We start from the raw sequence: 25,744 nt of genomic DNA, 5'->3' as shown, positions 1-25,744 counted from the left end.
CTGCTCCCATGTCCCAGCCGATCCGCATCAAGGACCACGAAAAAGACGCCCGTCTGGTGCGTGGCCGCGTCGTGTTCGGGGCAATTGCGGTGGTGGCGCTGATTGGTGTGCTGATCGCGCGGCTGTATTTCCTGCAGGTGATTCAGTACGAGTACCACTCGACCCTGTCGGAAAACAACCGCGTCCATGTGCAGCCGATTCCGCCCACCCGTGGGCTGATCTTCGACCGCAATGGCGTGGTGGTGGCCGATAACCGGCCCAGCTTCAGCCTGAGCATGACCCGCGAACGTTCCGGCGACTGGCAGCAAGTGCTCGACGTGATCGTCGAAGTGCTGGAGCTGACGCCCGAGGACCGGGTGATCTTCGAGAAGCGCATGCGCCAGGGGCGCCGGCCGTTCGAGCCGGTGCCGATCCTGTTTGAGCTGACCGAAGAACAGATCGCCCGGATCGCGGTGAACCAGTTCCGTCTGCCCGGTGTGGAAGTGGTCGCCCAGTTGGTTCGTCACTACCCGCAGGGCGCGCACTTTGCGCACTCGGTGGGTTACATGGGGCGAATCAACGAGAAAGAGCTGAAGTCGCTCGACCCGGTCAATTACAGCGGCACCCACCACATCGGCAAGACCGGCATCGAGCGTTTCTATGAGCCCGAGCTGCACGGTCAGGTGGGTTACGAGGAAGTCGAGACCAACGCTCGGGGCCGCGTATTGCGCGTGCTCAAGCGTACCGATCCGATTCCCGGCAAGGACATCGTCCTGAGCCTGGACATCAAATTGCAGGAAGCCGCCGAAGCCGCACTCGGCGGTCGTCGTGGCGCGGTGGTGGCGCTGGACCCGAAAACCGGCGAAGTACTGGCGATGGTCAGCCAGCCGAGTTTCGACCCGAACCTGTTCGTCACCGGTATCAGCTTCAAGGCCTATTCCGAGCTGCGCGACTCCATCGACCGGCCGCTGTTCAACCGCGTCCTGCGCGGTCTGTACCCGCCGGGCTCGACCATCAAGCCGGCGGTGGCGATTGCTGGTCTGGATTCGGGCGTGGTCACCGCATCGACCCGGGTTTTTGACCCTGGTTACTACCAACTGCCCAACTACGACCACAAATACCGTAACTGGAACCGTACCGGCGACGGCTACGTGGACCTGGACACGGCGATCATGCGATCCAACGACACCTACTTCTATGACTTGGCCCACAAGCTGGGGATCGATCGGTTGTCGGCCTACATGGGCAAGTTCGGGATCGGCCAGAAGGTTTCCCTGGACATGTTCGAAGAGTCGCCGGGGTTGATGCCGTCTCGTGAGTGGAAGCGTGCGACCCGTCGTCAGGCGTGGTTCCCGGGCGAAACGCTGATTCTCGGGATCGGCCAGGGCTACATGCAGTCCACGCCGCTGCAACTGGCCCAGGCCACGGCGCTGGTGGCCAATAAAGGGGTCTGGAACCGTCCGCACCTGGCCAAGACCGTCGAAGGCGAGCGGCCGAAGGATGAAAACCCGATGCCGGACATCATCCTGCGCGACCCCTCCGACTGGACCAAGGTCAACCACGGCATGCAGCAGGTGATGCACGGTGCGCGCGGTACGGCGCGCAAGGCATCGATCGGGGCGCAATACCGGATTGCCGGCAAAAGTGGTACGGCCCAGGTGGTCGCGATCAAGCAGGGCGAGAAGTACGACCGCTCCAAGGTTCAGGAACGTCACCGCGACCACGCCTTGTTCGTCGGTTTTGCGCCGGCCGACAACCCGCAAATCGTGGTGTCGGTGATGGTCGAGAACGGCGAGTCCGGTTCTGGCGTTGCCGCTCCGGTGGTGCGTCAAGTCATGGACGCCTGGCTCCTGGACCAGGACGGCCGACTGAAAGCCGAATACGCCAGCCCAATCAGTGCGGAGGCTACGGCCCGTGAAGAGTAATTTCGATCGCATCCTCTCCAGCGAAGATGTGATGCGTCGTCGTGCAACGCTGTTGCAACGCATGCACATCGACGGCCCGCTGCTGATCCTGCTGCTGACCCTGGCGGCCGGGAGCCTGTTCGTGCTGTATTCGGCCAGCGGCAAAAGCTGGGATCTGCTGGCCAAGCAAGCCACTTCGTTCGGCATCGGCCTGGTGTCGATGATTGTCATTGCCCAGTTCGAACCGCGCTTCATGGCCCGTTGGGTGCCGGTCGGTTATGTGCTCGGCGTGCTGTTGCTGGTGGTGGTGGACGTCATGGGCCACAACGCCATGGGCGCCACGCGCTGGATCAACATTCCCGGGGTGATTCGCTTCCAGCCCTCGGAGTTCATGAAAATCCTGATGCCGGCGACGATTGCCTGGTACCTGTCCAAGCGCACCTTGCCGCCGCAGCTCAAGCATGTGGGCGTCAGTCTGTTTCTGATTGGTTTGCCGTTCATTCTGATCGTGCGCCAGCCCGACCTCGGCACATCGTTGCTGATTCTCGCGGGCGGTGCGTTCGTGTTGTTCATGGGTGGTTTGCGCTGGCGCTGGATCCTCAGCGTGCTTGCCGCCGCCGTGCCGGTGGCCGTGGGGATGTGGTTCTTCATCATGCACGACTACCAGAAGCAGCGAATCCTGACGTTCCTCGACCCGGAGAGCGATCCGCTGGGCACCGGCTGGAACATCATTCAGTCCAAGGCGGCCATCGGTTCCGGCGGCGTGTTCGGCAAGGGGTGGCTGCTGGGTACTCAGTCGCACCTGGACTTCCTGCCGGAAAGCCACACCGACTTCATTATTGCGGTCATGGGCGAAGAATTCGGCCTGGTGGGCATCTGCGCACTGCTGCTGATTTACCTGCTGTTGATCGGCCGCGGGCTGGTGATTACCGCCCAGGCCCAGACATTGTTCGGCAAATTGCTCGCAGGCAGCCTGACCATGACGTTTTTTGTTTACGTTTTCGTCAACATCGGTATGGTCAGTGGCCTGTTGCCGGTTGTGGGGGTGCCGTTGCCGTTCATTAGCTACGGAGGAACTTCGCTGGTGACGCTGCTGTCAGCGTTTGGGGTTTTGATGTCGATCCATACCCATCGTAAGTGGATCGCACAGGTTTGAATAAGGTGAAGATTTCAATGCAAGTAATGCGTGGCTGGGCGACTCGACATGCGCCATGGGTCGGCCTGGTAAGCATCCTTGGCACAGCGCAGGAAGCGTTGGCCGGCGATTACGAAGGCTCACCCCAGGTGGCCGAATTCGTCGGTGAAATGACCCGCGACTACGGTTTTGCCGGTGAGCAGCTGATGGGCGTGTTCCGCGAAGCCGAGCGCAAGCAGTCGATCCTGGACGCCATCTCGAAACCCGCCGAGCGGGTCAAACAGTGGAAAGAATATCGCCCGATGTTCATCACCGACGCGCGCATCGCCCGTGGGGTGGACTTCTGGCGTCAGCACGAGGCGGTACTGGCCCGTGCCGAGCAGGAATACGGCGTGCCGGCGCAGGTGATTGTTTCGATCATTGGTGTCGAGACCTTTTTCGGTCGTAATACCGGCAATTTCCGGGTGATCGATGCGTTGTCGACCCTGGGTTTCGACTATCCTCCCCGTGCCGAATTCTTCCGTAAGGAATTGCGTGAATTCCTGCTGCTGGCCCGTGAAGAGCAGGTCGACCCATTGACCCTCAAAGGCTCCTACGCCGGGGCCATGGGCTTGCCGCAGTTCATGCCGAGCAGTTTTCGCGCCTATGCGGTGGACTTCGACGGGGACGGCCACATTAATATCTGGACCAACCCGATTGATGCCATCGGCAGCGTCGCCAGTTATTTCAAGCGCCACGGCTGGGTGGCCGGCGAACCTGTGGTCAGCCGCGCCGATGTGCGTGGCGAGCAAGTGGACGAGGGTTTGACCACCGGCATCGAGCCGACTAAAACCGTCGGGGAGTTGCGGGCTCTAGGGTGGTCAAGTCATGATGCGCTGCGCGATGATATGCCGGTCACGGCTTTCCGCCTGGAAGGCGACAATGGCCCTGAATACTGGATGGGCCTGAAGAATTTTTACGCGATCACGCGTTATAACCGCAGCGTGATGTACGCCATGGCCGTACATCAACTGTCTGAACAGCTGGTCCAAGCACGGGGCGTCAAGTAATGCGGGCATTGCCTATGAATAAACCCCTGAAGCTGATGGCATTCGCCGCGTTGGCGGTGTTGGTCGCCAGTTGTTCGACCAGCCGCTCGCCGGCACAGAAATCCACGACCGCCGTGCGTTCCGGGCCGGGCCTGGACATCAATCGGGCTCACAAGGACGGCGCACCATGGTGGGACGTCGACGTCTCGCGCATCCCGGATGCCACGCCGACCCTGCACACCGGTCCTTATAAGGCCAACCCGTACACCGTGCTGGGCAAGACTTACTTCCCGCTACAAGAGTCCAAGACCTACGTCGCGTCGGGCACGGCGTCGTGGTACGGCACCAAGTTCCACGGCCAGAACACCGCCAATGGCGAGGTGTATGACCTGTACGGCATGAGCGCCGCTCACAAGACCTTGCCACTGCCAAGTTACGTTCGGGTGACCAACCTGGACAACCACAAGACCGTGATCCTGCGGGTCAACGACCGCGGGCCGTTCTACTCGGACCGAATCATCGACTTGTCCTACGCGGCCGCCAAGAAGCTCGGCTATGCCGAAACCGGCACCGCACGGGTCAAGGTCGAAGGCATCGACCCGCAAGAGTGGTGGGCACAAAAAGGCCGTCCGGCGCCGTTGATGCTCAACGAACCACAAGTGGCGCAAAATGCCGCGCCGGCCTTGACCGCTTCAACCGGCACCGTCGAGCAATGGACACCTCCGCCGCAGCAACACGCCGCAGCTGTCGTACCCGTGCAGATCGATGCAAAAAAAAACGCTTCTGTACCAGCCTCTGGCCAGTATCTGCAGGTGGGCGCGTTCGCCAACCCGGACGCTGCAGAACTCCTGAGATCGAAGCTCAGCGGGATGGTGAGCGCTCCGGTGTTCATCAGCTCGATCGTGCGTAATCAACAGACCTTGCATCGGGTGCGCCTGGGGCCGATCGGTTCACCGGGTGAAATCCAGCAGGTGCAGAACAGCGTGCGACTGGCCAATCTCGGTTCACCGAGCCTGGTCACTGCCGAGTAACACGTAGTACTTGATTGACGGTTCGCTTGCGGTCTGTGGAGTGAACCTGGTTGTTGGCTCGATAAAGAACAAAAGCCCGGCAAGGGTTGCAGAGTGAGCAACTGAACACGCGACAGCCTGTTAGAAAGCTGTCTGATTAGTTTTGCCTTCGGGCAGTTTCCATTAGCGATTTCGAGAGACGGATGAACATCACCACCTTTGCCAAACGCCTGTGCCTGCTAGTCCCGCTGCTCCTCTCGCCTGCCGCTTTCGCGGTCGAGATGATGCCGTCGCCACCACAACTGGCCGCCAAAGCCTATGTGCTCATGGATGCCAGCAGCGGCAACGTGCTGGTCGAGAACAACGGTGATCAGCGTTTGCCACCCGCCAGCCTGACCAAGCTGATGACTGCCTACATCGCGACCCTGGAAATCCGTCGCGGCCAGATCGGCGAAAACGATCCGGTCACCGTCAGCGAAAACGCCTGGCGTACCGGCGGTTCGCGGATGTTCATCAAGGTTGGCTCGCAGGTAACGGTCAGCGACCTGCTGCACGGCATCATCATTCAGTCGGGTAACGACGCCAGTGTTGCGCTCTCCGAGCACATCGCCGGCAGCGAAGACGCGTTCGCCGACATGATGAACAAAACCGTGGCCGACCTTGGCATGACCAACAGCCACTTCATGAACCCGACCGGTCTGCCGAACCCTGAGCACTACTCGTCGGCTCACGACATGGCCGTGCTGGCTCGCGCGATCATCCACGAAGACCCGGCTCACTACGCGATCTACTCGCAGAAAGAGTTCTTCTGGAACGGCATCAAGCAACCTAACCGTAACCTGCTGCTGTGGCGCGACAAGACCGTTGATGGTCTGAAAACCGGCCACACCGACGAAGCTGGCTACTGCATGGTGTCTTCGGCCGTACGTGATGGCATGCGCCTGATCGCGGTCGTGTTCGGCACCAATAGCGAAGTGGCTCGCGCGGCTGAAACCCAGAAGCTGCTGACTTACGGCTTCCGCTTCTTCGAAACCCAGACCTTCTATCAGAAAGGCGCCGAGCTGGCTCAGGCTCCTGTCTGGAAGGGTGCCACCAATCAAGTCAAGGCCGGCCTGGCTGAAGACCTGACCATGACCCTGCCAAAGGGCCAGCTGAAAAAACTCGCCGCCAGCATGACCATGAACCCGCAACTGGTTGCGCCAATCGCCAAGGGCGACGTGATCGGTCGAGTCGAAGTGAAACTGGAAGACAAGGTGGTGCACAGCGCCGACCTGATCGCTCTGGACGCCGTCGACGAGGGTGGTATCTTCCGCCGCATGTGGGATAGCATCCGTCTATTCTTCTACGGCTTGTTCAACTGAATTAGTGTGGACTTGCATGGCCCCGTTCCAATCCGGAGCGGGGCCATGTCCGTTGCCACGGCTTACGAGGCCGTTACGCCATGATAGATACTGAAGTAAAGGCGCCAAAAATCGAATTCCCCTGCGCGGATTACCCTATCAAGGTGATCGGCGACACCGGCGTGGGTTTCAAGGACAAGATCATTGCGATCCTTGAGAAACACGCGACCGTTGACCACAAGACCCTGGCCGAGCGCCAGAGTACCAACGGCAAATACACGACGATCCAGTTGCACATCATCGCCACCGGTCAAGAACAGCTGTACGACATCAACAGCGAGTTGCGGGCTACCGGTTTCGTGCACATGGTGCTGTGATGTCTGCCGCGGTGGGCTTTCGCGAGCTCGGCCAGATGGCTTACGAGCCGGTCTGGCATGCCATGCAGCGCTTCACCAACGAACGTGGCAGCGATGCCGCCGACGAGATCTGGCTGGTCGAGCATCCGCCGGTGTTCACCCAGGGCCAGGCCGGCAAGGCCGAGCACTTGTTGCTCCCGGGGGATATTCCGGTGGTGCAGGTCGACCGCGGTGGTCAGGTGACTTACCACGGTCCCGGCCAATTGGTGGCTTATCTGTTGCTCGACGTACGCAAGCTGGGTTTCGGCGTGCGTGACCTGGTCAGCCGCATGGAGCAATGCCTGATCGAGCTGCTGGCCAGCTACGGCGTGACGGCGGCGGCCAAGCCTGATGCGCCGGGTGTCTACGTCAACGGCGCAAAAATCGCTTCTCTGGGTCTGCGGATCCGCCACGGTTGTTCCTTTCATGGCCTGGCCCTGAACGTGGACATGAACCTGGAACCGTTTCGACGGATTAATCCCTGCGGCTACGCCGGGCTGGCGATGACCCAGCTGAGCGATCACGCAGGATCGATTGAATTTGCCGAGGTAAGTGCCCGGCTGCGCGCGCAGCTCGTCAAACACCTCGACTATGCTGAGCAGACGACCCTAACGGGCGGAATCGACTGATATGACTACTGATGCAGTGCAAACCATGATCCCGACGCTGGATGTCACCGAGCGTCCGGCCCCGCGTGCCAAGGTTGAAGCCGGCGTCAAGCTGCGCGGCGCCGAGAAGGTTGCACGCATCCCGGTGAAGATCATCCCGACCACCGAACTGCCGAAGAAACCCGACTGGATCCGCGTGCGCATCCCGGTTTCCCCGGAAGTCGACCGCATCAAGGCCCTGCTGCGCAAACACAAGCTGCACAGCGTGTGCGAAGAGGCGTCCTGCCCGAACCTGGGCGAGTGCTTCTCCGGCGGCACCGCGACGTTCATGATCATGGGCGACATCTGCACCCGTCGCTGCCCGTTCTGCGACGTCGGCCATGGCCGTCCGAAGCCACTGGACGTCAACGAGCCGGAAAGCCTGGCCATCGCCATTGCCGACCTGAAACTGAAGTACGTGGTGATCACCTCGGTTGACCGCGATGACCTGCGTGACGGCGGTGCCCAGCACTTTGCCGACTGCATCCGCGAAATCCGCAAACTGTCGCCGAACGTGCAGCTCGAAACCCTGGTTCCGGACTACCGTGGCCGCATGGACGTCGCGCTGGAAATCACCGCGGCCGAGCCGCCGGATGTGTTCAACCACAACCTGGAAACCGTGCCGCGCCTGTACAAGGCTGCGCGTCCGGGTTCTGACTACCAGTGGTCGCTGACCCTGCTGCAACGCTTCAAGCAGATGATGCCGCACATTCCGACCAAATCCGGCCTGATGCTGGGCCTGGGCGAGACCGACGACGAAGTCATCGAAGTCATGAAGCGCATGCGCGAACACGACATCGACATGCTGACCCTGGGCCAGTACCTGCAACCGTCTCGCAGCCACTTGCCGGTCCAGCGCTTTGTGCACCCGGACACCTTCGCCTGGTTCGCCGAGGAAGGTTACAAGATGGGCTTCAAGAACGTCGCTTCCGGCCCGTTGGTACGTTCCTCGTACCACGCCGACGAGCAGGCGAAACTGGTTAAAGCCGAGCTGATGTCGTCCTGATCCTGCTTGAGAAAAAGAAGGGCCCGCAAGGCTTCACGGCCTTGCGGGCGTTTTTTTGCCCTGCCCACGGCAAATACAGCCGTTTCCTGCAACCTGCGGGGCGACTGACCCTCTTCTGTTTATCGCCGTTCCTGACTACTGTGTGCTTGACGCTTTCACGCAGGGAGATTCATGGATGACTGTTCGACCGACCCACACTCTTTATCCTCATGCCCCCGTTCCGGCCTTGCCGTCCGAAGGGCTGATCGGCGTCATCGCGCCCGCCGGTCCCGCAGCGCTGGACACCGATAAAGCCGTCGCCTGGATGCGCGCTCGCGGTTATTCGCTACGGGTGTTTCCCGGTGTGTACGAGAAGGATGATTACCTGGCTGGCAGCGATGATGTACGCCTCAATGACTTGCACGCGGCGTTCGCTGACTGTGAAGTCGATGCAATCATCTGCCTGCGCGGTGGTTACGGCACACCGCGTTTGCTCGATCGCATCGATTTCGAGTTGCTGCAAAATAATGCCAAGCCGTTCATCGGCTACAGCGACATCACTGCGCTGCACGTGGCGATCAGTCGTTATGCGGGGTTCGTGACTTTTCATGGTCCGTTGCTCAATGCCGACCTGTTGGGTGATAAGCAAAGACCTACCGAATCTTCGTTTTTCAACATGCTCAGAGGGCAGGTGAAGGCGGGTAGTGTGCTCGCGCACCCGGCGGCCTGGCCGTTGACCACTATTGAGCCCGGCATCGCCCACGGGCGCTTGCTGGGGGGGAATCTGGCGATGATTACCGCGATCATGGGCACGCCTTACGAGATGGAGGCCGAGGGCGTCATTCTGTTTATCGAAGACATCAACGAGCCGTTGTATCGCATCGACCGGATGCTGACCCATCTGCGTCTTGCGGGAACGCTGGGCAAGCTGCGCGGGGTTCTGGTCGGAGATGTGGCGGGGGTTGATACGGTTGCGCTGGAGCGTTTGCTCAAGCAGACCTTTGAGCCGTTGCGGATACCGGTACTGTCCGGGTGGCGCAGCGGGCATTGTGATCCGAACCTGACGTTGCCGATGGGGGCGCTGGTGAGGCTGGATGCGGGGAGCAGGGAGTTGGTGTTGGAGCAGGATGTGGTGGTCAGACGGTAGATTTGTCGCCTGATAGTCAGTCATCGCGAGCAGGCTCGCTCCCACAGGTGACCGATTTCTCTCATAGGAATACGGTCGAATGTGGGAGCGAGCCTGCTCGCGAAGCTTTTAGCATTTAGCGGTTACGCAGGCCTTCCAGCAACTTGTGCGTCGGATACCCATCCGCCGGCCAGCCAAACGACTGCTGGGCGCTGCGGATCGCTTTGCGGGTGTTGGCGCCGATAATGCCGTCGGCAGCGCCCGCATCGTATTTCTGGGCGCTCAGCAGGGTTTGCAATTCGATCCGTTCGGTACGACTCAGCGGTAAATCATCCTTGGGCCATGTGCCGTTGATCAGGCCTGCACCGTTGAAGCGCTCGGACAGCAGACTTACGGCCAAGGCATAAGACGACGAGTTGTTGTATTTGAGGATCGCGCGGAAGTTATCGAGGACCAGGAACGCTGGGCCACGATAGCCTGCCGGCAGCAGCAGGGCGGCAGGCAGGTGTTCGGATCCTGCTGGAACCTGGCCGCCGTTGGGCAGGCTGACGCCCAATTGCAACCATTCGGCGACGCTCTTGCGAATCGAACCATCGGCCAGCACGTAATTGAAGCCGCTCGCCAGTTGTACTTCGAAGCCCCATGGCTGGCCTTTCTGCCAGCCGGAGCTTTGCAGGTAGTGCGCGGTCGAGGCCAGGGCGTCGGCCGAACTGCCCCAAATGTCGCGGCGGCCGTCGCCATCGAAGTCCACGGCGTGGGTGTTGTAGGTGGTCGGGATGAATTGGGTCTGGCCCATGGCACCGGCCCAGGACCCGAGCATTTTTTCAGGTTCGATATCACCCTGTTGCAGGATCTGCAGGGCAGCGATCAATTGTGCGTGGGCGAAACCGGGACGCCGGCCTTCGTAGGCCAGGGTCGCCAGGGAATTGATCACCGACTTGCTACCCTGGAACTGCCCGAAGTTACTCTCCATGCCCCACACCGAGACCAATGTCTGACGATCGACGCCGTAGCGCTGTTCGATGCTTTGCAGGATATCGGCGTATTGGCTGACCAGCGCCTGACCTCTACGCACGCGCAGCGGCGACAGGGCACCGTCGAGGTATTCCCACACCGGGCGGGAAAACTCCGGCTGGCTGCGGTCGGCGCGGATCACGCTGGTGTCCAGGCTGACATTGGCGAAGGCGCGGTCGAACAGGTCGGCGCGGATGCCAGCGGCCAGAGCATCCTTACGGAAACCCGCTTGCCATTCGGCAAAGGTCTGGGTGGGCTGGATGTCAAGATTTTCACCGGTCGGAACCACGGGCGGAATGACCGCAGGGGCTGTCGCGACGGGGAGGGTCTGAAGCGGTTGGGCGTCGGCGGCGGTCGGTTTTTCCGCGCAGGCGACAAGCAGAACGAGGCTGGAGGCAGCAATCAATTGGCGTAGGTGCCAACGACGGGAAATACAAAGGGGCATGCACGGGTCCAGGGAGTACGAATCAGGTGCAGACCTTAACATGTTGAGCGATTGCTTGCCTTTCAGGCCGCCAGAAAGCAAGAAGCCTCCCAGCTATTAGACTGGAAGGCTTCGCGGCGGTAGCTGCCTTTGCCCTTGCCGGCTCGTTCCTGACGGCTGCGGAACAGTGGCTGGGCGATGATGGATTTGGCCTTGTTGGGGCCATGCTTTGATGGCTTTTTGCTCATGATGAGATCTCTCAGCTAGGTGGGTTTTGCGGGGAAATAATCTGCCGAAGTTGGGGTTCTGTCTATAGCGCAAATGGACGTGTTTTATGTAGGAAAGCAAGATCAAAAGATCGCAGCCTGCGGCAGCTCCTACAGGGGGGGGCGCATTCAAATGTAGGAGCTGTCGAGTGAAACGAGGCTGCGATCTTCTGATCTTATTCCGCGGGCAACGTCAACCGCTGGCCGGCCATCAACAACGACAACCGACTCAGGCTCATCCAGGGCGAACCGGCGGCCTGGCCCTTGATCTGTGCGTCGATGCGCTGTGCTTCCAGCAACAATTGCGCCCAGCGTTGCGCCGAGTAGCGTTGAAGGGCTTTGCTTATCAGCGGTTTGCGTTTGTCCCAGACCGGCGGTCGGGCTTGGCTGAAAGCCTTATCCAACGGCGTGCCCTGGCTGTATTGCAGCGAAATATTGGCCAGCAGGCGCAGCTCCCGGGCCAGGGCCCAGAGGATCACCGGTGGCTCGACGCCTTCACCGCGCAGCCCTTCGAGCATGCGCAAGGCATGGGCGGCTTCGCCGTTGAGAATCGCATCGGTCAGCCCGAAGACGTCGAAGCGCGCACTGTCGGCCACCGCGGCCTGCACGGTTTCAACGGTGATCTGGCCACCTTCGGCCATCAGCTTGAGCTTTTCGATTTCCTGGGCGGCGGCCAGCAGGTTGCCTTCGACCCGTGCGGCGATCAGTTCGACGGCGTCCTGGCTGGCGGATAGCCCGGCCTGGGATAGCCGTTGACGGATCCAGCTCGGCAACTGGCTGGCATCCACCGGCCAGATTTGCACGAACTGGGTATGCTGGCCTTCGACCAGCGCCTTGCCCCACTTGGTTTTCTGCGCACTGCCGTCGAGCTTCGGCAGGCTGATCAGCAATACCGTGTCTTCGGCCGGGCGCGAGCAGTACTCGATGAACGCGGCAGCGCCTTTGTCACCGGGTTTGCCGGAGGGCAAACGCAGTTCCAGCAGGCGTTTTTCGGCGAACAACGACATGCTCGCACCGGCCTGCAGCAACGTGCCCCAGTCGAAACTGGCGTCGGCGGCGAATACCTGGCGTTCGTCGAAACCCTGTTGGCGGGCGGCGGCACGAATGGCGTCGGCGGCTTCCTGACACAGCAACGGGTCATCACCACTGATGATGTAGACCGGCGCGAGGGAACCTTGCAGGTGTTTGCCGAGTTGGGCGGGGGCGAGTTTCATAAGAGAGGGCGAACGGGGCGCCTGAGCGCCCCGTAAGTCTTACTGCTGCAGCAGTTCGACAGGCGACTGACGCGGAGTCTCCGCTTCAGCCTTCTGCGCCGCTTCCAGTGCCGCGGCGTCAGCCTTGGCCTTGGCGTCGGCGGTCTGTTGCAGTTGCTCCAGCTGAGTCGGCGTGAGCTGTTGCAGGCGCAGCATCATGCGTTGAACCAGTTCACGACGTATTTCCCGGCGGGCATCGTTGGCTTCCTGATCGGAACCCACCAGGTTGTTGCCATCGTGGATAAAGACTTTCTGCACTTCGAGCTTGTCGCTCAGCAGCGGCAGGTTGCCCTGACCACGGATGTCATAGCTGAGCACGGTGTTCACCTGATACTCGCCAGTACGACCGGCGCCTGCATAGCTGAGGATCCGCTGGCTTTCCTGCTCATTGGTCAGGATCAGTTTGTAAGGTGCGCCGGAGTAGATCTTGACGCCGCTGTTTTCCAGCAACTGACGCATCAGCGTCACGGTTTCGCCGTAGGAGTTGCGCGCACTCAGGTCGAGTTCCTTGAATGCGAGTTCGTAGGTGCCGGTGCCGCGCAGCTGGAAACCGCAGGCGCTCAACAGGACCGCGAGGCCCATCACCAGCAAATTGCGTTTGATCATCTTGTTGCTCCCCTTGAAACCATGTGGACCGATCATGCGGCCCGAAAGGTTTTACTCGGCGCCAGGCATGACCTGGCGCCTGATCCAATTAGCTGGCGACGATATTGACCAGTTTCCCGGGCACTACGATCACTTTACGAATAGTCAGGCCGTCGACAAAGCGCAGCACGTTTTCATTGACGCGGGCAGCAGCCTCGACTTCTTCGCGCGTTGCGGTGGCCGGCATTTCGATCTGGCCGCGCAGTTTGCCGTTGACCTGGATGACCAGCGTCAGGGAGTCCTGCACCAGCGCGGTTTCGTCCACCGCCGGCCAGCCAGCGTCGATCACCGGGTCAGCGTGACCCAGTTGATTCCACAGCTCGTGGCTGATGTGCGGGGTGATCGGAGCCAGCAGCAAAGTCACGGCTTCCAGACCTTCGTGAACCAGTGCGCGATCCTGTTCGGTGCCTTGCGCAGCTTTTTCCAGTACGTTCATCAGCGTCATCACCTGGGCGATGGCGGTGTTGAATTTGTGGTTCTGGCCGACGTCGTGGCTGGCTTGCTTAATGGCCAGGTGGATCGAACGGCGAATGGCTTTCTGCTCGTCGTTCAGGCTGGCGACGTCCAGTTTGCCCGGCAGGCCCTGAGTGACGTGGGCTTGAGCCAGACGCCAGACTCGCTTGAGGAATCGATGCGAACCCTCTACGCCGGAGTCCGACCATTCCGCGCTCATGTCAGGTGGCGAGGCGAACATCATGAACAGGCGGCAGGTGTCTGCGCCGAACTGGTCGATCATCGACTGTGGGTCGACGCCGTTGTTCTTGGACTTGGCCATCTTCTCGGTGCCACCGATTTCCACCGGCAGGCCGTCTGCGATCAGCTTGGCGCTAATTACTTTGGCTTTGCTGTCGCGTTCGAGTTCGACGTCCGCCGGGTTGAACCAGGTGTAAGCACCATTGGCTTCGCGACGATAGTAGGTCTCGGCGATCACCATGCCTTGGGTCAGCAGGTTCTTGAACGGCTCGTTGGAGCTCACCAGGCCTTCGTCGCGCATCAGCTTGTGGAAGAAGCGCGCGTAGAGCAGGTGGAGAATGGCGTGTTCGATACCGCCGATGTACTGATCAACCGGCAACCAATGGTCGGCCGCCGCTTTGTCCACCAGACCGCCTTCATAGTGCGGGGAGGCGTAACGGGCGTAGTACCACGAGGACTCGACGAAGGTGTCCATGGTGTCGGTTTCACGCTTGGCCGGTGCGCCACATTTCGGGCAACTGCACTCGTAGAACTCGGGCATGCGCGCCAATGGCGAACCGGCGCCATCAGGCACGACGTCTTCCGGCAGTACCACGGGCAACTGATCTTCCGGGACCGGCACATCACCGCAGGTGTTGCAGTGGATGATCGGGATCGGGCAGCCCCAGTAGCGCTGACGGCTGATGCCCCAGTCGCGCAGGCGGAACTGGGTACGCGAGGCGCCGAGGTTTTTCTTGATCAGGGCAACTTCGATGGCGTCGAACGCGCCTGCGAAGTCGAGGCCGTCGAATTCGCCGGAATTGATCAGCGTGCCGTGTTCACCGTAAGCGTCCTGCCACGGAGCCGGGTTGGTGTCACCAGAACTGGTGCGAACCACAGACTTGATCGGCAGGTTGTACTTGGTGGCGAATTCGAAATCGCGCTCGTCGTGAGCCGGAACAGCCATGACCGCGCCATCGCCGTAATGCATCAGCACGTAGTTGGCGACCCACACCGGGAGCTTCTCACCGGTCAGCGGGTGCTCGACGAACAGCGAGGTCGGCAGGCCTTTTTTCTCTTGAGTGGCGACGTCGGCTTCGGCGACGCTGCCGCCCTTGCATTCAGTGATGAACGCTTGCAGCTCAGGGTTGTTCTGTGCGGCCAGGGTCGCCAAATGGTGTTCGGCGGCCACCGCAACGTAGGTCGCACCCATCAGGGTGTCCGGACGGGTGGTGAAGACTTTCAGCGCCCCGGTTTCACCAATGGAATCGACGTTGTACGGAAACTGCACTTCCATGCCGCGGGATTTGCCGATCCAGTTGCGCTGCATGGTCTTGACCTGTTCAGGCCAGCCAGTCAGTTCGTCGAGGCTCTCCAGCAGCTCATCCGCGTAAGCGGTGATCTTGAAGTAGTACATCGGGATTTCGCGCTTTTCGATCAGCGCGCCGGAACGCCAGCCGCGACCATCGATCACCTGTTCGTTGGCCAGAACGGTCTGGTCGACCGGGTCCCAGTTCACGGTGCCGCTTTTTTTGTAAATCACGCCTTTTTCGAACAGGCGAGTGAACAGCCATTGTTCCCAGCGGTAGTAATCAGGCTTGCAGGTGGTCACTTCGCGGGACCAGTCCACCGCCAGGCCCAGGCTGCGCAGCTGGGTTTTCATGTAGGCGATGTTTTCGTAGGTCCACTTGGCGGGCGCCACGTTGTTCTTCATCGCGGCGTTTTCCGCCGGCATGCCGAAGGCGTCCCAACCCATGGGTTGCAGGACGTTCTTGCCTTGCATGCGCTGGTAGCGGGAGATCACATCGCCGATGGTGTAGTTGCGCACGTGCCCCATGTGTAGCTTGCCGCTGGGGTAAGGGAACATCGACAGGCAGTAGAAAGTCTCCTTGCCTGGCTGTTCACTGACTTCAAAGGACTTTTGCTCGTCCCAGAACGACTGGGCGGCGGCTTCGATTTCACGGGGCTGATATTGTTCGTGCATGGCTACTTTTGAACTGAATAGGGGTGGCCTAATCCTCTTCAATGCAACGCTGGACGGTGATCACGCCAAATCGGCGTTTCGGTGTCCAGACGAGCTGGAAGTGGAGTTACAGGAAGCGCCGTAGCATACATGACCGCGCTCTACCGAGGGAAACCCTGATTGCTGCCGCAGGTCTTGCAAAACCCGCTGCGAGGGCCGTTGGTCGCAGTACTCAGCCGGTTTGTTCATGGAAGCTAAGCTCTAAATGGGGAGTAAGTCTTATCTTCAATGAGGTGAGGGATGGTTGAGTCACGGCAAAAAGTTACAAAACCGGAGCTGTACGAAAGACTGATCGATCGTCTGGGAATGGCCCTGGACGCGGCTAAAGCCGCTGGTCGGTTGCGTGATGAGCGCCCCCTGGAGCTGGAATTGCGTGGCCTGAGCCCCGCCGAGTTTGCTCTGGTCAAGGCGTATCTGGATCGCAGTGAACGTGAGACACACGGATGCTTGTCAGAAGCAGTGAAGCAACTCGACGCACCACGTTCGGCCAAGATCATCTGGCTCAAGGACAAGACACCCGGCAGGGACGCGGTAAAGGTCCGGTCTCTGCAATTCAAGTAAGGGCACTTGAAGCCATGGCGTATGGTTTTTTGAAGCATAGTCCTTCCGCATTTGTTGTCGCATTGCGTCAACCCACTTAGGCTTCGGGCATCTAAGGAGATGCTCGATGCCTTTTCGTTATTTCGTTAAACAACTTCTGCTGCCGCCCGGCATCCTTTTGCTGCTGTTGGTGCTTGCCTGGTGGTTGCGCCGCTCAAGGCCGCGTCTTGCCGGTTTGTGCTTTGTGCTGGGCGTCGGAGGCCTCTGGCTGATGAGCCTGCCGGTGGTGGTGGAGTGGAGCGCCAGGGCCCTTGAACGTGAGCCGCCGCTGGCTCGCGACCAATGGGCAACATTGGGTCAGCACGCGGAGGCGATCGTGGTATTGGGCTCGGGTCGCGAGCGCGGCGATCCGGCCTGGGGCGCCGATCAGCCCACCGGCGTAGGCCTGGAACGCCAGCGTTATGCGGCACGATTGTCCAAGGCGTCCGGCCTGCCGATCCTGACCAGTGGCGGCCTGCATTACGGCACGCCGCCGACCGAAGCCAAGTTGATGGCGGACTCTTTGCTCGATGATTTTGGTGTGACCGTGCGTTGGCAGGAAGGACGCAGCCGCACGACCTGGGAGAACGCGCAGTTCAGCGCCGGGGTGTTGTTGCCCGAAGGTATCAAGCGCGTGGTGGTCGTGACTCACGCCTGGCACATGCCGCGAGCGGTCTGGAGTTTCCAGCAGGCAGGGTTTGAGGTGGTGCCGGCGCCTGTAGGGTTTTTAGGTGTGGACAATGCCCGGCCATTGGGTGGCTGGATGCCTGAGTTCAAGTCGATCTGGCAGAGCGGGCAGCTGTTGAATGAGGCGGTGGGGCAGATCGGGTATTCGTTGTTTTATCGCTGAAAAGCAAAAGATCGCAGCCTCGTTTCACTCGACAGCTCCTACAGGAGATTGCGTAATCTGTAGGAGCTGTCGAGTGAAACGAGGCTGCGATCTTTTTGCAGGCGCCGCGATTAAACAGTCTTCGCCATCCGGCTCGCAATCAGCGCCCAGCCAAACAACAACACGCAAACGATGATCAATGGCCACGAACGCCATTGCAGGTACGGCGTCAGGTTGTGCATCGGCACGACTTCCCCGTACAGGATGCCGCGTTCGAACTGCGGGATCTGCACGGTGATCTGGCCGAACGGGTTGATCAGCCCCGTCACACCGTTATTGGTGGCGCGGATCATCCAGCGCCCGGCCTCAAGCGCACGCATCTGCGCCATCTGCAAATGTTGCAGCGGGCCAATGGAGGTGCCGAACCAGGTGTCGTTGCTGATGGTCAGCAGCAAATCGCTACGGGCCGCAAGGCTGGCGGCAAATTCCGGATAAACCACTTCGTAGCAGATGTACGGCGCAATCTGATAACCCTTGGCTTGCAGCATCGCCTGATCGGCAGGGCCGCGGGCAAAGTCCGACATCGGCAGGTCGAAGAAGGCGATCAGCCCGCGCAATATGTCCTCCAGAGGAACGTACTCGCCAAACGGCACCAGCTTCTGCTTGAGATAAGTGCCATCGCCTTCGCCCACAACGGTAATGCCGTTGAAGAAACGCTTTTCATGACGGACTTCCTGGCGAATCGGTACGCCGGTGATCAGCGCGGTCTTACGCTCTGCGGCGAAGTTTCCCATCATGTTCAGGTAGCCCTCGGCGGACTCCTTGAGCACCGGGACTGCCGTTTCCGGCCAGATCAGCAAGTCGACCCGCTTGGAGCTGAAACTCATGTCGCGGTACAGCGCCAGTTGCGCGTTCAGCTGCGCCGGGTCCCACTTCATGCTCTGTTCGATGTTGCCCTGAATCGCCGCGACGCTCAGCGGTGCGCCCGCCGGGCTGGTCCAGGCATGCTCTTTGAGCGCCATGCCGACCACCCAGGGACCGATCAGCAACAACACGCCTGCGGCGATGAAGCCTTTGCGGCCAGCACGCACCAGACGCATGGCGTTGTAAATCAACGCAGCCGTCAGGGCCAGGGTGAAGGAAATCAGCCACATCCCACCGACCGGCGCGAGCCCGGCCAGCGGGCCGTCGAGCTGGCTGTAACCGGAATAGAGCCACGGGAAACCGGTAAGAAACCAGCCGCGGAAAGCTTCCTGACCCACCCACAACGCCGCGAACGCCAAGGCATCGGCCAGCGGCGCTTCATTGCGGCGCAACCAGCGTGCCCAGATCCAGGCGGGGAGGGCGAAGAACCAGGCAATCGCCGCGGTGAAGATCAGCATCAGGAAACCGGCCAGTAGCACCGAAGCGCCGCCGAAGTGGTGGATGCTGTAGTAAATCCAGCTGGTACCGGCGCCAAACAGGCCAAAACCGAAACACCAGCCACGGCCCAGGGCCTGACGAGGGTTCAGTTCACGCAAGCCGGCATAGAACAGGCCGACCGCCAGCAATGCCAACGGCCAGATATCGAACGGCGCCAGGGCCAGGGTGGTGATTGCACCGGCCGCCACGGCCAGCAGGTTACCGGGCCAGCCGGGGCGGGTCATACGATGCAAGGGGTGTGTCATCAGCTATTTCCTGTATCGCGCCGGGTCTGCTGTTACGCAGGGCAAGGCGCGAGGAGTGTGGTTTGGTTTTTCAAATGAGCGACGAGTAACGCAGCCCTGCGTAACAGCAGGCCCGGCCCTTCGGGTTGCGCCTGAAAGCGGGCCATGCTGCGTTGCAGTCCTTGGAAAGGGAATGCCATTCCCTACGGACTGCGCCTTGCCTGGCCCGCTTTCAGGCACAACGCGATACAGGAAATAGCTGATGACACACCCCAATCCTTAGAATTACCGGGCAATAGGCGTCAGGCGCAGCAAGTGAATCCGACGGCTGTCGGCGTTCAGGATGCGGAAGCGATAGGGGCCGATTTCAGTGATTTCATTGCGTTTTGGCAAGTGCCCGAACGCGCTCATCACCAGGCCGCCAACGGTGTCGAACTCGTCGTTGGAGAACTCGCTGTCGAAGAACTCGTTGAAGTTCTCGATCGGCGTCAGGGCCTTGACCAGGAAGTCACCGCTGGGAAGAGGCTTGATGTAGCTGTCTTCTTCGACGTCATGCTCGTCTTCGATGTCGCCGACGATCTGTTCCAGCACGTCCTCGATGGTCACAAGACCGGCCACGCCGCCGTATTCATCGATGACGATGGCCATGTGGTTGTGGTTGGCGCGGAACTCGCGCAGCAGCACATTCAGGCGCTTGGACTCCGGCACGAAGGTGGCCGGGCGCAGCAGATCCTTGATGTTGAAGCTGTCGCCGTTCTCCTTGAGGATCAACGGCAGCAAGTCCTTGGCCAGCAACACGCCCATCACGTCATCGTGGCTTTCGCCGATCACCGGGTAACGGGAGTGGGCCGAATCGACCACGGCAGGCAGGAACTCACGAGGTGTCTGGGTCGCCTTGATGCTGATCATCTGCGAGCGTGGGACCATGATGTCCCGTACTTGCAGGTCCGCAACCTGGATGGCGCCTTCGACGATGGCCAGCGCTTCGCTGTCCAGCAGCTTGTTTTGATGTGCATCGCGCAGCAGCTCCAGCAGCTCCTGGCGGTTCTTCGGCTCGTGGGCAAAAGCCTGGGTGAGTTTACCCAGCCATGACTTCTGCCCGTTGCTCGATCGATCTTCGCTCATAGCGATTACTCTGAATCCTTTGTTGTAACGATAGGGGATGCGTCTGTTTCGTCGTCCGCATACGGGTCCGGATGACCCAACTCTGCAAGCAACGTTCGTTCCAGTGCTTCCATTTCTTCGGCCTCGTCGTCATCTATATGGTCGTAACCCAGCAGATGCAAGCAGCCGTGAATCACCAGATGCGCCCAATGGGCGTTGAGGGCCTTGCCTTGTTCGGCGGCTTCGCGCTCGACCACGGCCACGCAGATCACCAAGTCACCCAGCAACGGGATGTCGAGAAATTCGTCAGGCACATCGGCGGGGAACGACAGGACGTTGGTGGCGTAATCCTTTTGCCGCCAGGTATGGTTCAGCTCGCGGGCTTCCTCTTCATCGATCAGGCGAATGGTCATTTCCGAGTCGGCGGTGCGCTGGCGCAGGGCGAGTTCGCACCATTGGCGGAACTCGGCTTCGCTGGGGGCAGGCGCTTCGGTAGCCAGTTGCAGGTCAAGCTCAAGCATCGTGGCGAGTGTCCTTGGAAGAGAACTTCGCCGGCTCTTCGGCTGCGCGATTTTCGAAGCGCTCGTAGGCTTCGACGATGCGCTGCACCAGTGGATGGCGCACAACGTCCTTGGCCATGAAATGGGTGAAGCTGATACCTGGCACGTCTTTCAATACTTCGATCACATGGTGCAGCCCGGACTTGGTGCCTTTCGGCAGGTCGACCTGGGTGATGTCACCGGTGATGACCGCCGTGGAGCCGAAGCCGATCCGGGTCAGGAACATCTTCATTTGCTCGACGGTGGTGTTCTGGCTTTCGTCGAGGATGATGAAGCTGTTGTTCAGCGTGCGACCGCGCATGTAGGCCAGTGGTGCCACTTCGATCACCTGACGCTCGATCAGCTTGGCGACGTGTTCGAAGCCGAGCATTTCGTAGAGTGCGTCGTAGAGCGGGCGCAGGTACGGGTCGATTTTCTGCGACAGGTCACCGGGCAGGAAGCCGAGTTTTTCGCCCGCTTCAACCGCCGGACGAACCAGCAGGATGCGGCGAATCTGCTCGCGTTCCAAGGCATCTACTGCGCAGGCGACGGCCAGGTAGGTCTTGCCGGTACCGGCCGGGCCGATGCCGAAATTGATGTCGTTACCGAGGATTTCCTTCACGTAGCGCAGCTGATTCAAGCCGCGAGGGCGAATCATGCCTTTTTTGGTGCGCAGGGCGACGGAGGGTTCGGCGGGGGAGACGTTGTCCAGCTCTTCGACGGCCGATTCCTGCAGGAACAGGTGAACCATGTCCGGCGACAGCTCGGTACCCTTGGTTTCCCGGTACAGACGGCGCAGGAGATTTTCCGCGGAGGTGGTGTGCTTGGGCTCGCCGATCAGTTCGAACTGGTTTCCGCGGTTGCGGATCTCGATGGTCAGGCGCTGTTCGATCAAGCGCAGGTGCTCGTCGAATTGCCCGCACAGATTGGCGAAGCGGCGAGCCTCAAAGGGCTCGAGGATAAAACGATGTGGTTCTATGGGTGCGTTCAAGGTCGTATTTAGCCGCCCTGGGGCAATTAAGATGAAATCAAGGATAACGCCAGAGGCCTGGGTGCGAAAGCTCTTAAATATCGCAACCTCAAACACCGTCTCCTGTGGGAGCGAGCCTGCTCGCGGAGGCGGCATGACTGACGACTCATATGTGGAATGTCAGACCGTATTCGCGAGCAGGCTCGCTCCCACAGGGTTATTCAGTGTCAGGAGATCAGTGAGCCCCGCAACGAGTGCGGCTGTGCGGCATCAATGTGCACGTCGGCGAACTGCCCGATCAGCGTTGGATTGTCGCAGCGGAAGTTGACGATCCGGTTATTCTCGGTCCGGCCTTGCAGCTCGCCAGGGTCTTTTTTCGAATAATCGGTGACCAGGATCCGCTGGATCGATCCGACCATTTGTCGGCTGATCTCAAAACCTTGCTGATTCAGGCGATGTTGCAGGGCGTTCAGACGCTCTTTTTTCAGCTCTTCCGGCGTTTCGTCAGCCAGATCGGCAGCCGGAGTGCCCGGGCGCTGGCTATAAACGAACGAGTAGGAGAAGTCGAAGCCGACGTCTTCGATCAGCTTCATGGTCTGTTCGAAGTCTTTCTCGGTCTCGCCCGGGAAGCCGACGATGAAGTCCGAGCTGATGCAGATCCCCGGCACGGCGGCCCGCAGCTTGCGCAGTTTGGATTTGTATTCCAGCGCCGTATGGTTGCGTTTCATCGCAGCCAGAATCCGGTCCGAGCCCGATTGCACCGGCAAATGCAGGTGTTTAACCAATTCCGGTACGTCGGCGTGGGCCTGGATCAGGCTGTCGGAGAATTCCAGCGGGTGCGAAGTGGTGTAGCGAATGCGATCGATGCCGTCGACGGCGGCGACCACACGGATCAGCTCGGCGAGATCTGCCAGGCGGCCATCGTGAGTGGTTCCGCGATAGCCGTTGACGTTCTGACCCAACAGGGTCACTTCGCGCACGCCGTTTTCGGCCAGGTGGATGATCTCGGCGATCACGTCATCGAACGGGCGGCTGACTTCTTCACCTCGGGTGTATGGCACCACGCAGAACGTGCAGTACTTGCTGCAGCCTTCCATCACCGACACGTAAGCGCTCGGCCCGTCGATACGCGGCTCGGGCAAGTGGTCGAACTTTTCGATTTCCGGGAACGAGACGTCCACCTGCGGCAGCTTGGTGGCGCGTGCGGCGTCAATCATTTCCGGGAGGCGGTGCAGGGTCTGTGGGCCGAATACCACGTCGACATACGGCGCGCGATCGCGAATGGCGGCGCCTTCCTGGCTGGCCACGCAACCGCCGACGGCAATGACCATTTCGGGGTTGGCCAGTTTCAGTTCGCGCCAGCGGCCGAGCTGGGAATACACCCGGTCCTGGGCGCGTTCGCGGATCGAACAGGTGTTGAGCAGGATCACGTCGGCGTCTTCGGCGCGAGCGGTGACTTCCAGGGCCTGGTGTTCACCCAGCAGATCGACCATGCGCGAGCTGTCGTACTCGTTCATCTGGCAACCGTGGGTTTCGATGTAAAGCTTCTTGGCCATGGATACAGTCATCACGTGATTCAAAGAACCGCGCATTATAGGGAACATGTCCCGAGGTTCCTACCGCTGTGCGTCCGGCGGCTATGCTATAGTTCGCGCCCTCATTTTTATCCCCCGATGTGTTGCTCGCCCACCATGACCAAACGTGAAGCTCCAATCTACAAGGTGATTTTCCTCAACCAGGGCCAAGTGTACGAAATGTACGCCAAGCAGATCTATCAAAGTGATCTGTGGGGCTTCCTGGAAGTGGAAGAGTTCGTCTTTGGCGAGCGCACGCAAGTGGTCGTCGATCCGAGCGAAGAGAAGTTGAAGGCTCAGTTCGAAGGCGTTGTACGCAGCTTTGTGCCGATGCATTCGATCGTGCGCATCGACGAGGTCGAGCGCCTCGGCACGCCGAAAATCAGCGAAGCCCGCGGCGCGGTCGGCAATGTCATGCCGTTTCCGATGCCGATGCCTGAGAAGTAAGTCTCAAGACCGAGTCGCCCCCATCGCGAGCAGGCTCGCTCCCACAGTTAATCTCTGGTGTTCACAAATATTGTGTTCACTGAATATTCAATGTGGGAGCGAGCCTGCTCGCGATGGGGGCAGTCAGAACAAAGCAGGAATCAGGGAAGAGGCGAAAACGGCGTACGCCCATCGGCGCTCTGCAATTCCATCAGGTATTTACGGAAGATTTGCCCAAGCACCTGAGTAGCCACCTCAAGCTCTTCGCGAGGCATCTTCTCGGCCACTTCGTCGGCCGTATCCAGCGCATCTTCAGCACCATTGACCGCCGCCATTTTCAGCACGATATACGCCTGAACGTTATTGGCCGGTACGCCTTCGCCGTGGAAGAACATGGTGCCGAGTTTGAATTGCGCCAGGGCATGGCCTTGCAGCGAGGCTTTTTCGAAGTAACTCAAGGCTTTGTTGAGGTCGCGCGGCGTGTTTTTGCCGTCGTAGTAGAACTCGCCCAACTCGTATTGCGCTTGCGCATCCCCTTCATCCGACGCTTTCTGGCAGGCGGCGAGCGCCTGCGCCAGGTCTTGCGGCTGGGTATTGAGGGTGCAACGACCCATCGCTGGGATTAACAACGAGTTGCCGCCTGCTTGTGCGAGTGCGAGCAGGGGCTGAAGGAGCAACAGGCAGCCCAGTGCAAGGGCGCGGCCGGTGCGGTTCATGGGAATCGACTAACCTCTGGAGGGCGCGCGGACCCATCGAGGGATCCAATAAGCGCGCATTATGAAATAAGCAGGGCCAACCTTACAAAGTCTTTACTCGTTTTTCTGCTACGCGGGGAATATATCGCCCACTTTGCGGGGCATTATTAGCAGATGAGTAGGAAAAAGGGCGGGAATGTAGGTGAAAGCTGACGCTGGCAATCGCCAACGTCAGCGTCAAGGCCTTACTTCAATGCGGCGAATGCACGCTCGGCAGCGTCCAGCGTCAGTTTCAGTTCGGTTTCGCCGTGGGCGATCGAGGTGAAGCCGGCTTCGAAAGCGCTCGGCGCCAGGTACACGCCACCTTCAAGCATCAGGTGGAAGAAGCGCTTGAACAGATTCGCGTCGCTGGCCATCACATCATCGAAAGTCACGATGTCGTCGGCACCGCTGAAGTACAGGCCGAACATGCCGCCGGCCTGCGTGGTCACGAACGGAATGCCCGCGGCATCGGCGCGTTGCTGCAGGCCATCGAGCAGGCGACTGGTGTAGTCGCTCAATTCGGCGTGGAAACCCGGACGGCTGATCAGGCGCAGAGTCGTCAGGCCGGCCGCCATGGCCAGCGGGTTACCCGACAAGGTGCCCGCCTGGTAGACCGGGCCCAAAGGGGCGATGTGCGACATGATTTCGCGCTTGCCGCCAAAGCAGCCGACCGGCATGCCGCCACCGATGATCTTGCCGAACGTGCTCAGGTCCGGCGTCACGCGGTAGTGGGCCTGGGCACCGCCGAGGGCGACACGGAAACCGGTCATCACTTCGTCGAAAATCAGCACCACGCCGTGCTTGTCGCACAGGGTCCGCAGGCCTTCGAGGAAGCCCGGCGCCGGCGGTACGCAGTTCATGTTGCCGGCCACTGGTTCGACGATGATGCAGGCCACTTCCTGGCCAACGTCGGCGAGCATGGTTTCCACGGCGTCGATGTCGTTGAACGGCAGGGTCAGGGTATGTTTGGCGAAGGCTGCCGGCACACCGGCCGAGCTCGGTACGCCTTGGGTCAGGGCGCCGGAACCGGCCTTGACCAGCAGGCTGTCGGAGTGGCCGTGGTAGCAGCCTTCAAACTTGATGATGCTGTCACGACCGGTGAAACCTCGGGCCAGGCGGATAGCACTCATGGTCGCTTCGGTGCCGGAGCTGACCATGCGCACCATTTCCATCGACGGCACGATCGAGCAGACCAGGTCGGCCATCTCGGTTTCCATCTCGGTCGGAGCACCGTAGGACAGACCGTGTTCCAGTTGTTTGCGCACCGCGTCCAGTACGTCCGGATGGCTGTGGCCGAGGATCATCGGGCCCCAGGAGCCGACGTAATCCACGTAACGCTTATCGTCTTCGTCGGTGACGTAGGCGCCTTCAGCGTGCTTGAAAAACAACGGCGTGCCACCGACGCTCTTGAACGCGCGAACAGGCGAGTTCACGCCACCGGGGATGTGTTTCTGAGCATTGGCAAACAGCGTTTCGGAACGAGACATGATCGGG

General features: G+C 60.3%; 24 protein-coding genes. 12 read left to right on the top strand and 12 right to left on the bottom strand.

All coding sequences use genetic code 11. The annotated features are described in order from the left end of the window. The first annotated feature begins 8 nt into the window (after positions 1–8). From mrdA to ACYZUD_RS19560, 9 genes are all read left to right on the top strand, one after another. Entirely contained in the window at positions 9–1,904 is a 1,896-nt protein-coding gene (gene mrdA, locus ACYZUD_RS19600) for a penicillin-binding protein 2 (protein WP_462019755.1), read from the top strand. A gap of 31 nt (positions 1,905–1,935) precedes the next feature. Further along, on the top strand, positions 1,936–3,039 hold the full coding sequence (gene rodA / locus ACYZUD_RS19595) for a rod shape-determining protein RodA (RefSeq protein ID WP_461954335.1): 1,104 nt from the start codon (positions 1,936–1,938) through the stop codon (positions 3,037–3,039). Between the two features lie 17 nt (positions 3,040–3,056). Continuing rightward, entirely contained in the window at positions 3,057–4,067 is a 1,011-nt protein-coding gene (gene mltB, locus ACYZUD_RS19590) for a lytic murein transglycosylase B (protein WP_462019754.1), read from the top strand. After that, a complete protein-coding gene (locus tag ACYZUD_RS19585) occupies positions 4,067–5,077 on the top strand; it encodes a septal ring lytic transglycosylase RlpA family protein (RefSeq protein WP_462019753.1) in 1,011 nt (336 codons plus the stop codon). Before mltB ends, ACYZUD_RS19585 begins: the two co-directional genes overlap by 1 nt. A 182-nt stretch (positions 5,078–5,259) precedes the next feature. Beyond that, the gene (locus tag ACYZUD_RS19580; RefSeq protein ID WP_462019752.1) at positions 5,260–6,417 is read left to right on the top strand and encodes a D-alanyl-D-alanine carboxypeptidase family protein; all 1,158 of its coding nucleotides are present in this window, start codon (positions 5,260–5,262) and stop codon (positions 6,415–6,417) included. Between the two features lie 80 nt (positions 6,418–6,497). Then, positions 6,498–6,773 carry a DUF493 domain-containing protein gene (locus ACYZUD_RS19575; RefSeq protein WP_462019751.1) on the top strand — a complete coding sequence of 92 codons (276 nt, stop codon included), beginning with the start codon at positions 6,498–6,500 and terminating at the stop codon, positions 6,771–6,773. After that, a complete protein-coding gene (gene lipB, locus ACYZUD_RS19570) occupies positions 6,773–7,420 on the top strand; it encodes a lipoyl(octanoyl) transferase LipB (protein ID WP_462019750.1) in 648 nt (215 codons plus the stop codon). The genes ACYZUD_RS19575 and lipB overlap by 1 nt, the downstream gene beginning before the upstream one ends. Before the next feature lies 1 nt (position 7,421). Continuing rightward, positions 7,422–8,444 carry a lipoyl synthase gene (gene lipA / locus ACYZUD_RS19565; protein WP_462019749.1) on the top strand — a complete coding sequence of 341 codons (1,023 nt, stop codon included), beginning with the start codon at positions 7,422–7,424 and terminating at the stop codon, positions 8,442–8,444. A 175-nt stretch (positions 8,445–8,619) separates the two neighbouring features. Beyond that, the gene (locus ACYZUD_RS19560; protein WP_462019748.1) at positions 8,620–9,570 is read left to right on the top strand and encodes a S66 peptidase family protein; all 951 of its coding nucleotides are present in this window, start codon (positions 8,620–8,622) and stop codon (positions 9,568–9,570) included. Positions 9,571–9,685: 115 nt separating this feature from the next. On the opposite strand, the gene ACYZUD_RS19555 is transcribed toward ACYZUD_RS19560, so the two are convergent. The 5 genes from ACYZUD_RS19555 to leuS all read right to left on the bottom strand — a co-directional run bounded on the left by ACYZUD_RS19555 (position 9,686) and on the right by leuS (position 15,807). Next, complete coding sequence (locus ACYZUD_RS19555) at positions 9,686–11,008, bottom strand: lytic murein transglycosylase (protein ID WP_462019747.1); 1,323 nt, start codon at positions 11,006–11,008, stop codon at positions 9,686–9,688. 62 nt (positions 11,009–11,070) lie between these two features. Beyond that, positions 11,071–11,235 (bottom strand): alternative ribosome rescue factor ArfA, encoded by a 165-nt coding sequence (arfA, locus tag ACYZUD_RS19550; RefSeq protein ID WP_462019746.1) that lies wholly within the window; start codon positions 11,233–11,235, stop codon positions 11,071–11,073. A gap of 194 nt (positions 11,236–11,429) precedes the next feature. Then, positions 11,430–12,467: a DNA polymerase III subunit delta gene (gene holA / locus ACYZUD_RS19545; RefSeq protein ID WP_462019745.1), complete on the bottom strand. Its 1,038-nt coding sequence runs from the start codon at positions 12,465–12,467 to the stop codon at positions 11,430–11,432. Between the two features lie 39 nt (positions 12,468–12,506). After that, complete coding sequence (locus ACYZUD_RS19540) at positions 12,507–13,112, bottom strand: LPS-assembly lipoprotein LptE (protein WP_462019744.1); 606 nt, start codon at positions 13,110–13,112, stop codon at positions 12,507–12,509. Between the two features lie 88 nt (positions 13,113–13,200). Next, complete coding sequence (leuS, locus tag ACYZUD_RS19535) at positions 13,201–15,807, bottom strand: leucine--tRNA ligase (RefSeq protein WP_462019743.1); 2,607 nt, start codon at positions 15,805–15,807, stop codon at positions 13,201–13,203. A gap of 279 nt (positions 15,808–16,086) precedes the next feature. Here leuS and ACYZUD_RS19530 point away from each other — a divergent pair, with 279 nt between their 5' ends. Further along, the gene (locus tag ACYZUD_RS19530) at positions 16,087–16,407 is read left to right on the top strand and encodes a hypothetical protein (RefSeq protein WP_462019742.1); all 321 of its coding nucleotides are present in this window, start codon (positions 16,087–16,089) and stop codon (positions 16,405–16,407) included. Between the two features lie 106 nt (positions 16,408–16,513). Further along, the gene (locus ACYZUD_RS19525) at positions 16,514–17,275 is read left to right on the top strand and encodes a YdcF family protein (RefSeq protein ID WP_462019741.1); all 762 of its coding nucleotides are present in this window, start codon (positions 16,514–16,516) and stop codon (positions 17,273–17,275) included. Between the two features lie 110 nt (positions 17,276–17,385). Here ACYZUD_RS19525 and lnt read toward each other — a convergent pair whose 3' ends face one another. From lnt to miaB, 5 genes are all read right to left on the bottom strand, one after another. Beyond that, on the bottom strand, positions 17,386–18,909 hold the full coding sequence (lnt, locus tag ACYZUD_RS19520) for an apolipoprotein N-acyltransferase (RefSeq protein WP_462025079.1): 1,524 nt from the start codon (positions 18,907–18,909) through the stop codon (positions 17,386–17,388). A gap of 276 nt (positions 18,910–19,185) precedes the next feature. Further along, positions 19,186–20,025, bottom strand: coding sequence for an HlyC/CorC family transporter (locus ACYZUD_RS19515; RefSeq protein WP_017340984.1), 840 nt, complete (start codon positions 20,023–20,025; stop codon positions 19,186–19,188). Positions 20,026–20,030: 5 nt separating this feature from the next. Continuing rightward, a complete protein-coding gene (ybeY, locus tag ACYZUD_RS19510; RefSeq protein ID WP_462019740.1) occupies positions 20,031–20,525 on the bottom strand; it encodes an rRNA maturation RNase YbeY in 495 nt (164 codons plus the stop codon). Then, positions 20,518–21,534 (bottom strand): PhoH family protein, encoded by a 1,017-nt coding sequence (locus ACYZUD_RS19505; RefSeq protein WP_462019739.1) that lies wholly within the window; start codon positions 21,532–21,534, stop codon positions 20,518–20,520. Before ACYZUD_RS19505 ends, ybeY begins: the two co-directional genes overlap by 8 nt. 206 nt (positions 21,535–21,740) lie before the next feature. Continuing rightward, on the bottom strand, positions 21,741–23,069 hold the full coding sequence (gene miaB, locus ACYZUD_RS19500; RefSeq protein WP_462019738.1) for a tRNA (N6-isopentenyl adenosine(37)-C2)-methylthiotransferase MiaB: 1,329 nt from the start codon (positions 23,067–23,069) through the stop codon (positions 21,741–21,743). Positions 23,070–23,204: 135 nt separating this feature from the next. On the opposite strand from miaB, the gene ACYZUD_RS19495 reads away from it, so the two are divergent. Continuing rightward, a complete protein-coding gene (locus ACYZUD_RS19495; protein WP_007894425.1) occupies positions 23,205–23,534 on the top strand; it encodes a DUF1820 family protein in 330 nt (109 codons plus the stop codon). A gap of 140 nt (positions 23,535–23,674) precedes the next feature. Here the strand turns inward: ACYZUD_RS19495 and ACYZUD_RS19490 are convergent, their stop codons facing one another. Both ACYZUD_RS19490 and hemL read right to left on the bottom strand, forming a co-directional pair. Further along, positions 23,675–24,229 carry a tetratricopeptide repeat protein gene (locus ACYZUD_RS19490; protein ID WP_462019737.1) on the bottom strand — a complete coding sequence of 185 codons (555 nt, stop codon included), beginning with the start codon at positions 24,227–24,229 and terminating at the stop codon, positions 23,675–23,677. Positions 24,230–24,453: 224 nt separating this feature from the next. Continuing rightward, complete coding sequence (hemL, locus tag ACYZUD_RS19485; RefSeq protein WP_462019736.1) at positions 24,454–25,737, bottom strand: glutamate-1-semialdehyde 2,1-aminomutase; 1,284 nt, start codon at positions 25,735–25,737, stop codon at positions 24,454–24,456. Positions 25,738–25,744: the final 7 nt, after the last annotated feature.

The organism is Pseudomonas sp. XS1P51 (assembly GCF_054897845.1).
This window is presented reverse-complemented; position numbering and strand designations above follow the sequence as displayed.

Coding starts and splice junctions, on each gene's coding strand:
- ybeY (WP_462019740.1), bottom strand. CDS start 20,525: ATGCTTGAGCTTGACCTGCAACTGGCTACCGAAGCGCCTGCCCCCAGC.
- hemL (WP_462019736.1), bottom strand. CDS start 25,737: ATGTCTCGTTCCGAAACGCTGTTTGCCAATGCTCAGAAACACATCCCC.
- ACYZUD_RS19540 (WP_462019744.1), bottom strand. CDS start 13,112: ATGATCAAACGCAATTTGCTGGTGATGGGCCTCGCGGTCCTGTTGAGC.
- lipA (WP_462019749.1), top strand. CDS start 7,422: ATGACTACTGATGCAGTGCAAACCATGATCCCGACGCTGGATGTCACC.
- mrdA (WP_462019755.1), top strand. CDS start 9: ATGTCCCAGCCGATCCGCATCAAGGACCACGAAAAAGACGCCCGTCTG.
- lipB (WP_462019750.1), top strand. CDS start 6,773: ATGTCTGCCGCGGTGGGCTTTCGCGAGCTCGGCCAGATGGCTTACGAG.
- miaB (WP_462019738.1), bottom strand. CDS start 23,069: ATGGCCAAGAAGCTTTACATCGAAACCCACGGTTGCCAGATGAACGAG.
- ACYZUD_RS19490 (WP_462019737.1), bottom strand. CDS start 24,229: ATGAACCGCACCGGCCGCGCCCTTGCACTGGGCTGCCTGTTGCTCCTT.
- ACYZUD_RS19530 (WP_462019742.1), top strand. CDS start 16,087: ATGGTTGAGTCACGGCAAAAAGTTACAAAACCGGAGCTGTACGAAAGA.
- mltB (WP_462019754.1), top strand. CDS start 3,057: ATGCAAGTAATGCGTGGCTGGGCGACTCGACATGCGCCATGGGTCGGC.
- ACYZUD_RS19560 (WP_462019748.1), top strand. CDS start 8,620: ATGACTGTTCGACCGACCCACACTCTTTATCCTCATGCCCCCGTTCCG.
- holA (WP_462019745.1), bottom strand. CDS start 12,467: ATGAAACTCGCCCCCGCCCAACTCGGCAAACACCTGCAAGGTTCCCTC.
- arfA (WP_462019746.1), bottom strand. CDS start 11,235: ATGAGCAAAAAGCCATCAAAGCATGGCCCCAACAAGGCCAAATCCATC.
- ACYZUD_RS19515 (WP_017340984.1), bottom strand. CDS start 20,025: ATGAGCGAAGATCGATCGAGCAACGGGCAGAAGTCATGGCTGGGTAAA.
- ACYZUD_RS19555 (WP_462019747.1), bottom strand. CDS start 11,008: ATGCCCCTTTGTATTTCCCGTCGTTGGCACCTACGCCAATTGATTGCT.
- ACYZUD_RS19585 (WP_462019753.1), top strand. CDS start 4,067: ATGCGGGCATTGCCTATGAATAAACCCCTGAAGCTGATGGCATTCGCC.
- ACYZUD_RS19580 (WP_462019752.1), top strand. CDS start 5,260: ATGAACATCACCACCTTTGCCAAACGCCTGTGCCTGCTAGTCCCGCTG.
- ACYZUD_RS19495 (WP_007894425.1), top strand. CDS start 23,205: ATGACCAAACGTGAAGCTCCAATCTACAAGGTGATTTTCCTCAACCAG.
- ACYZUD_RS19575 (WP_462019751.1), top strand. CDS start 6,498: ATGATAGATACTGAAGTAAAGGCGCCAAAAATCGAATTCCCCTGCGCG.
- leuS (WP_462019743.1), bottom strand. CDS start 15,807: ATGCACGAACAATATCAGCCCCGTGAAATCGAAGCCGCCGCCCAGTCG.
- rodA (WP_461954335.1), top strand. CDS start 1,936: ATGCGTCGTCGTGCAACGCTGTTGCAACGCATGCACATCGACGGCCCG.
- ACYZUD_RS19525 (WP_462019741.1), top strand. CDS start 16,514: ATGCCTTTTCGTTATTTCGTTAAACAACTTCTGCTGCCGCCCGGCATC.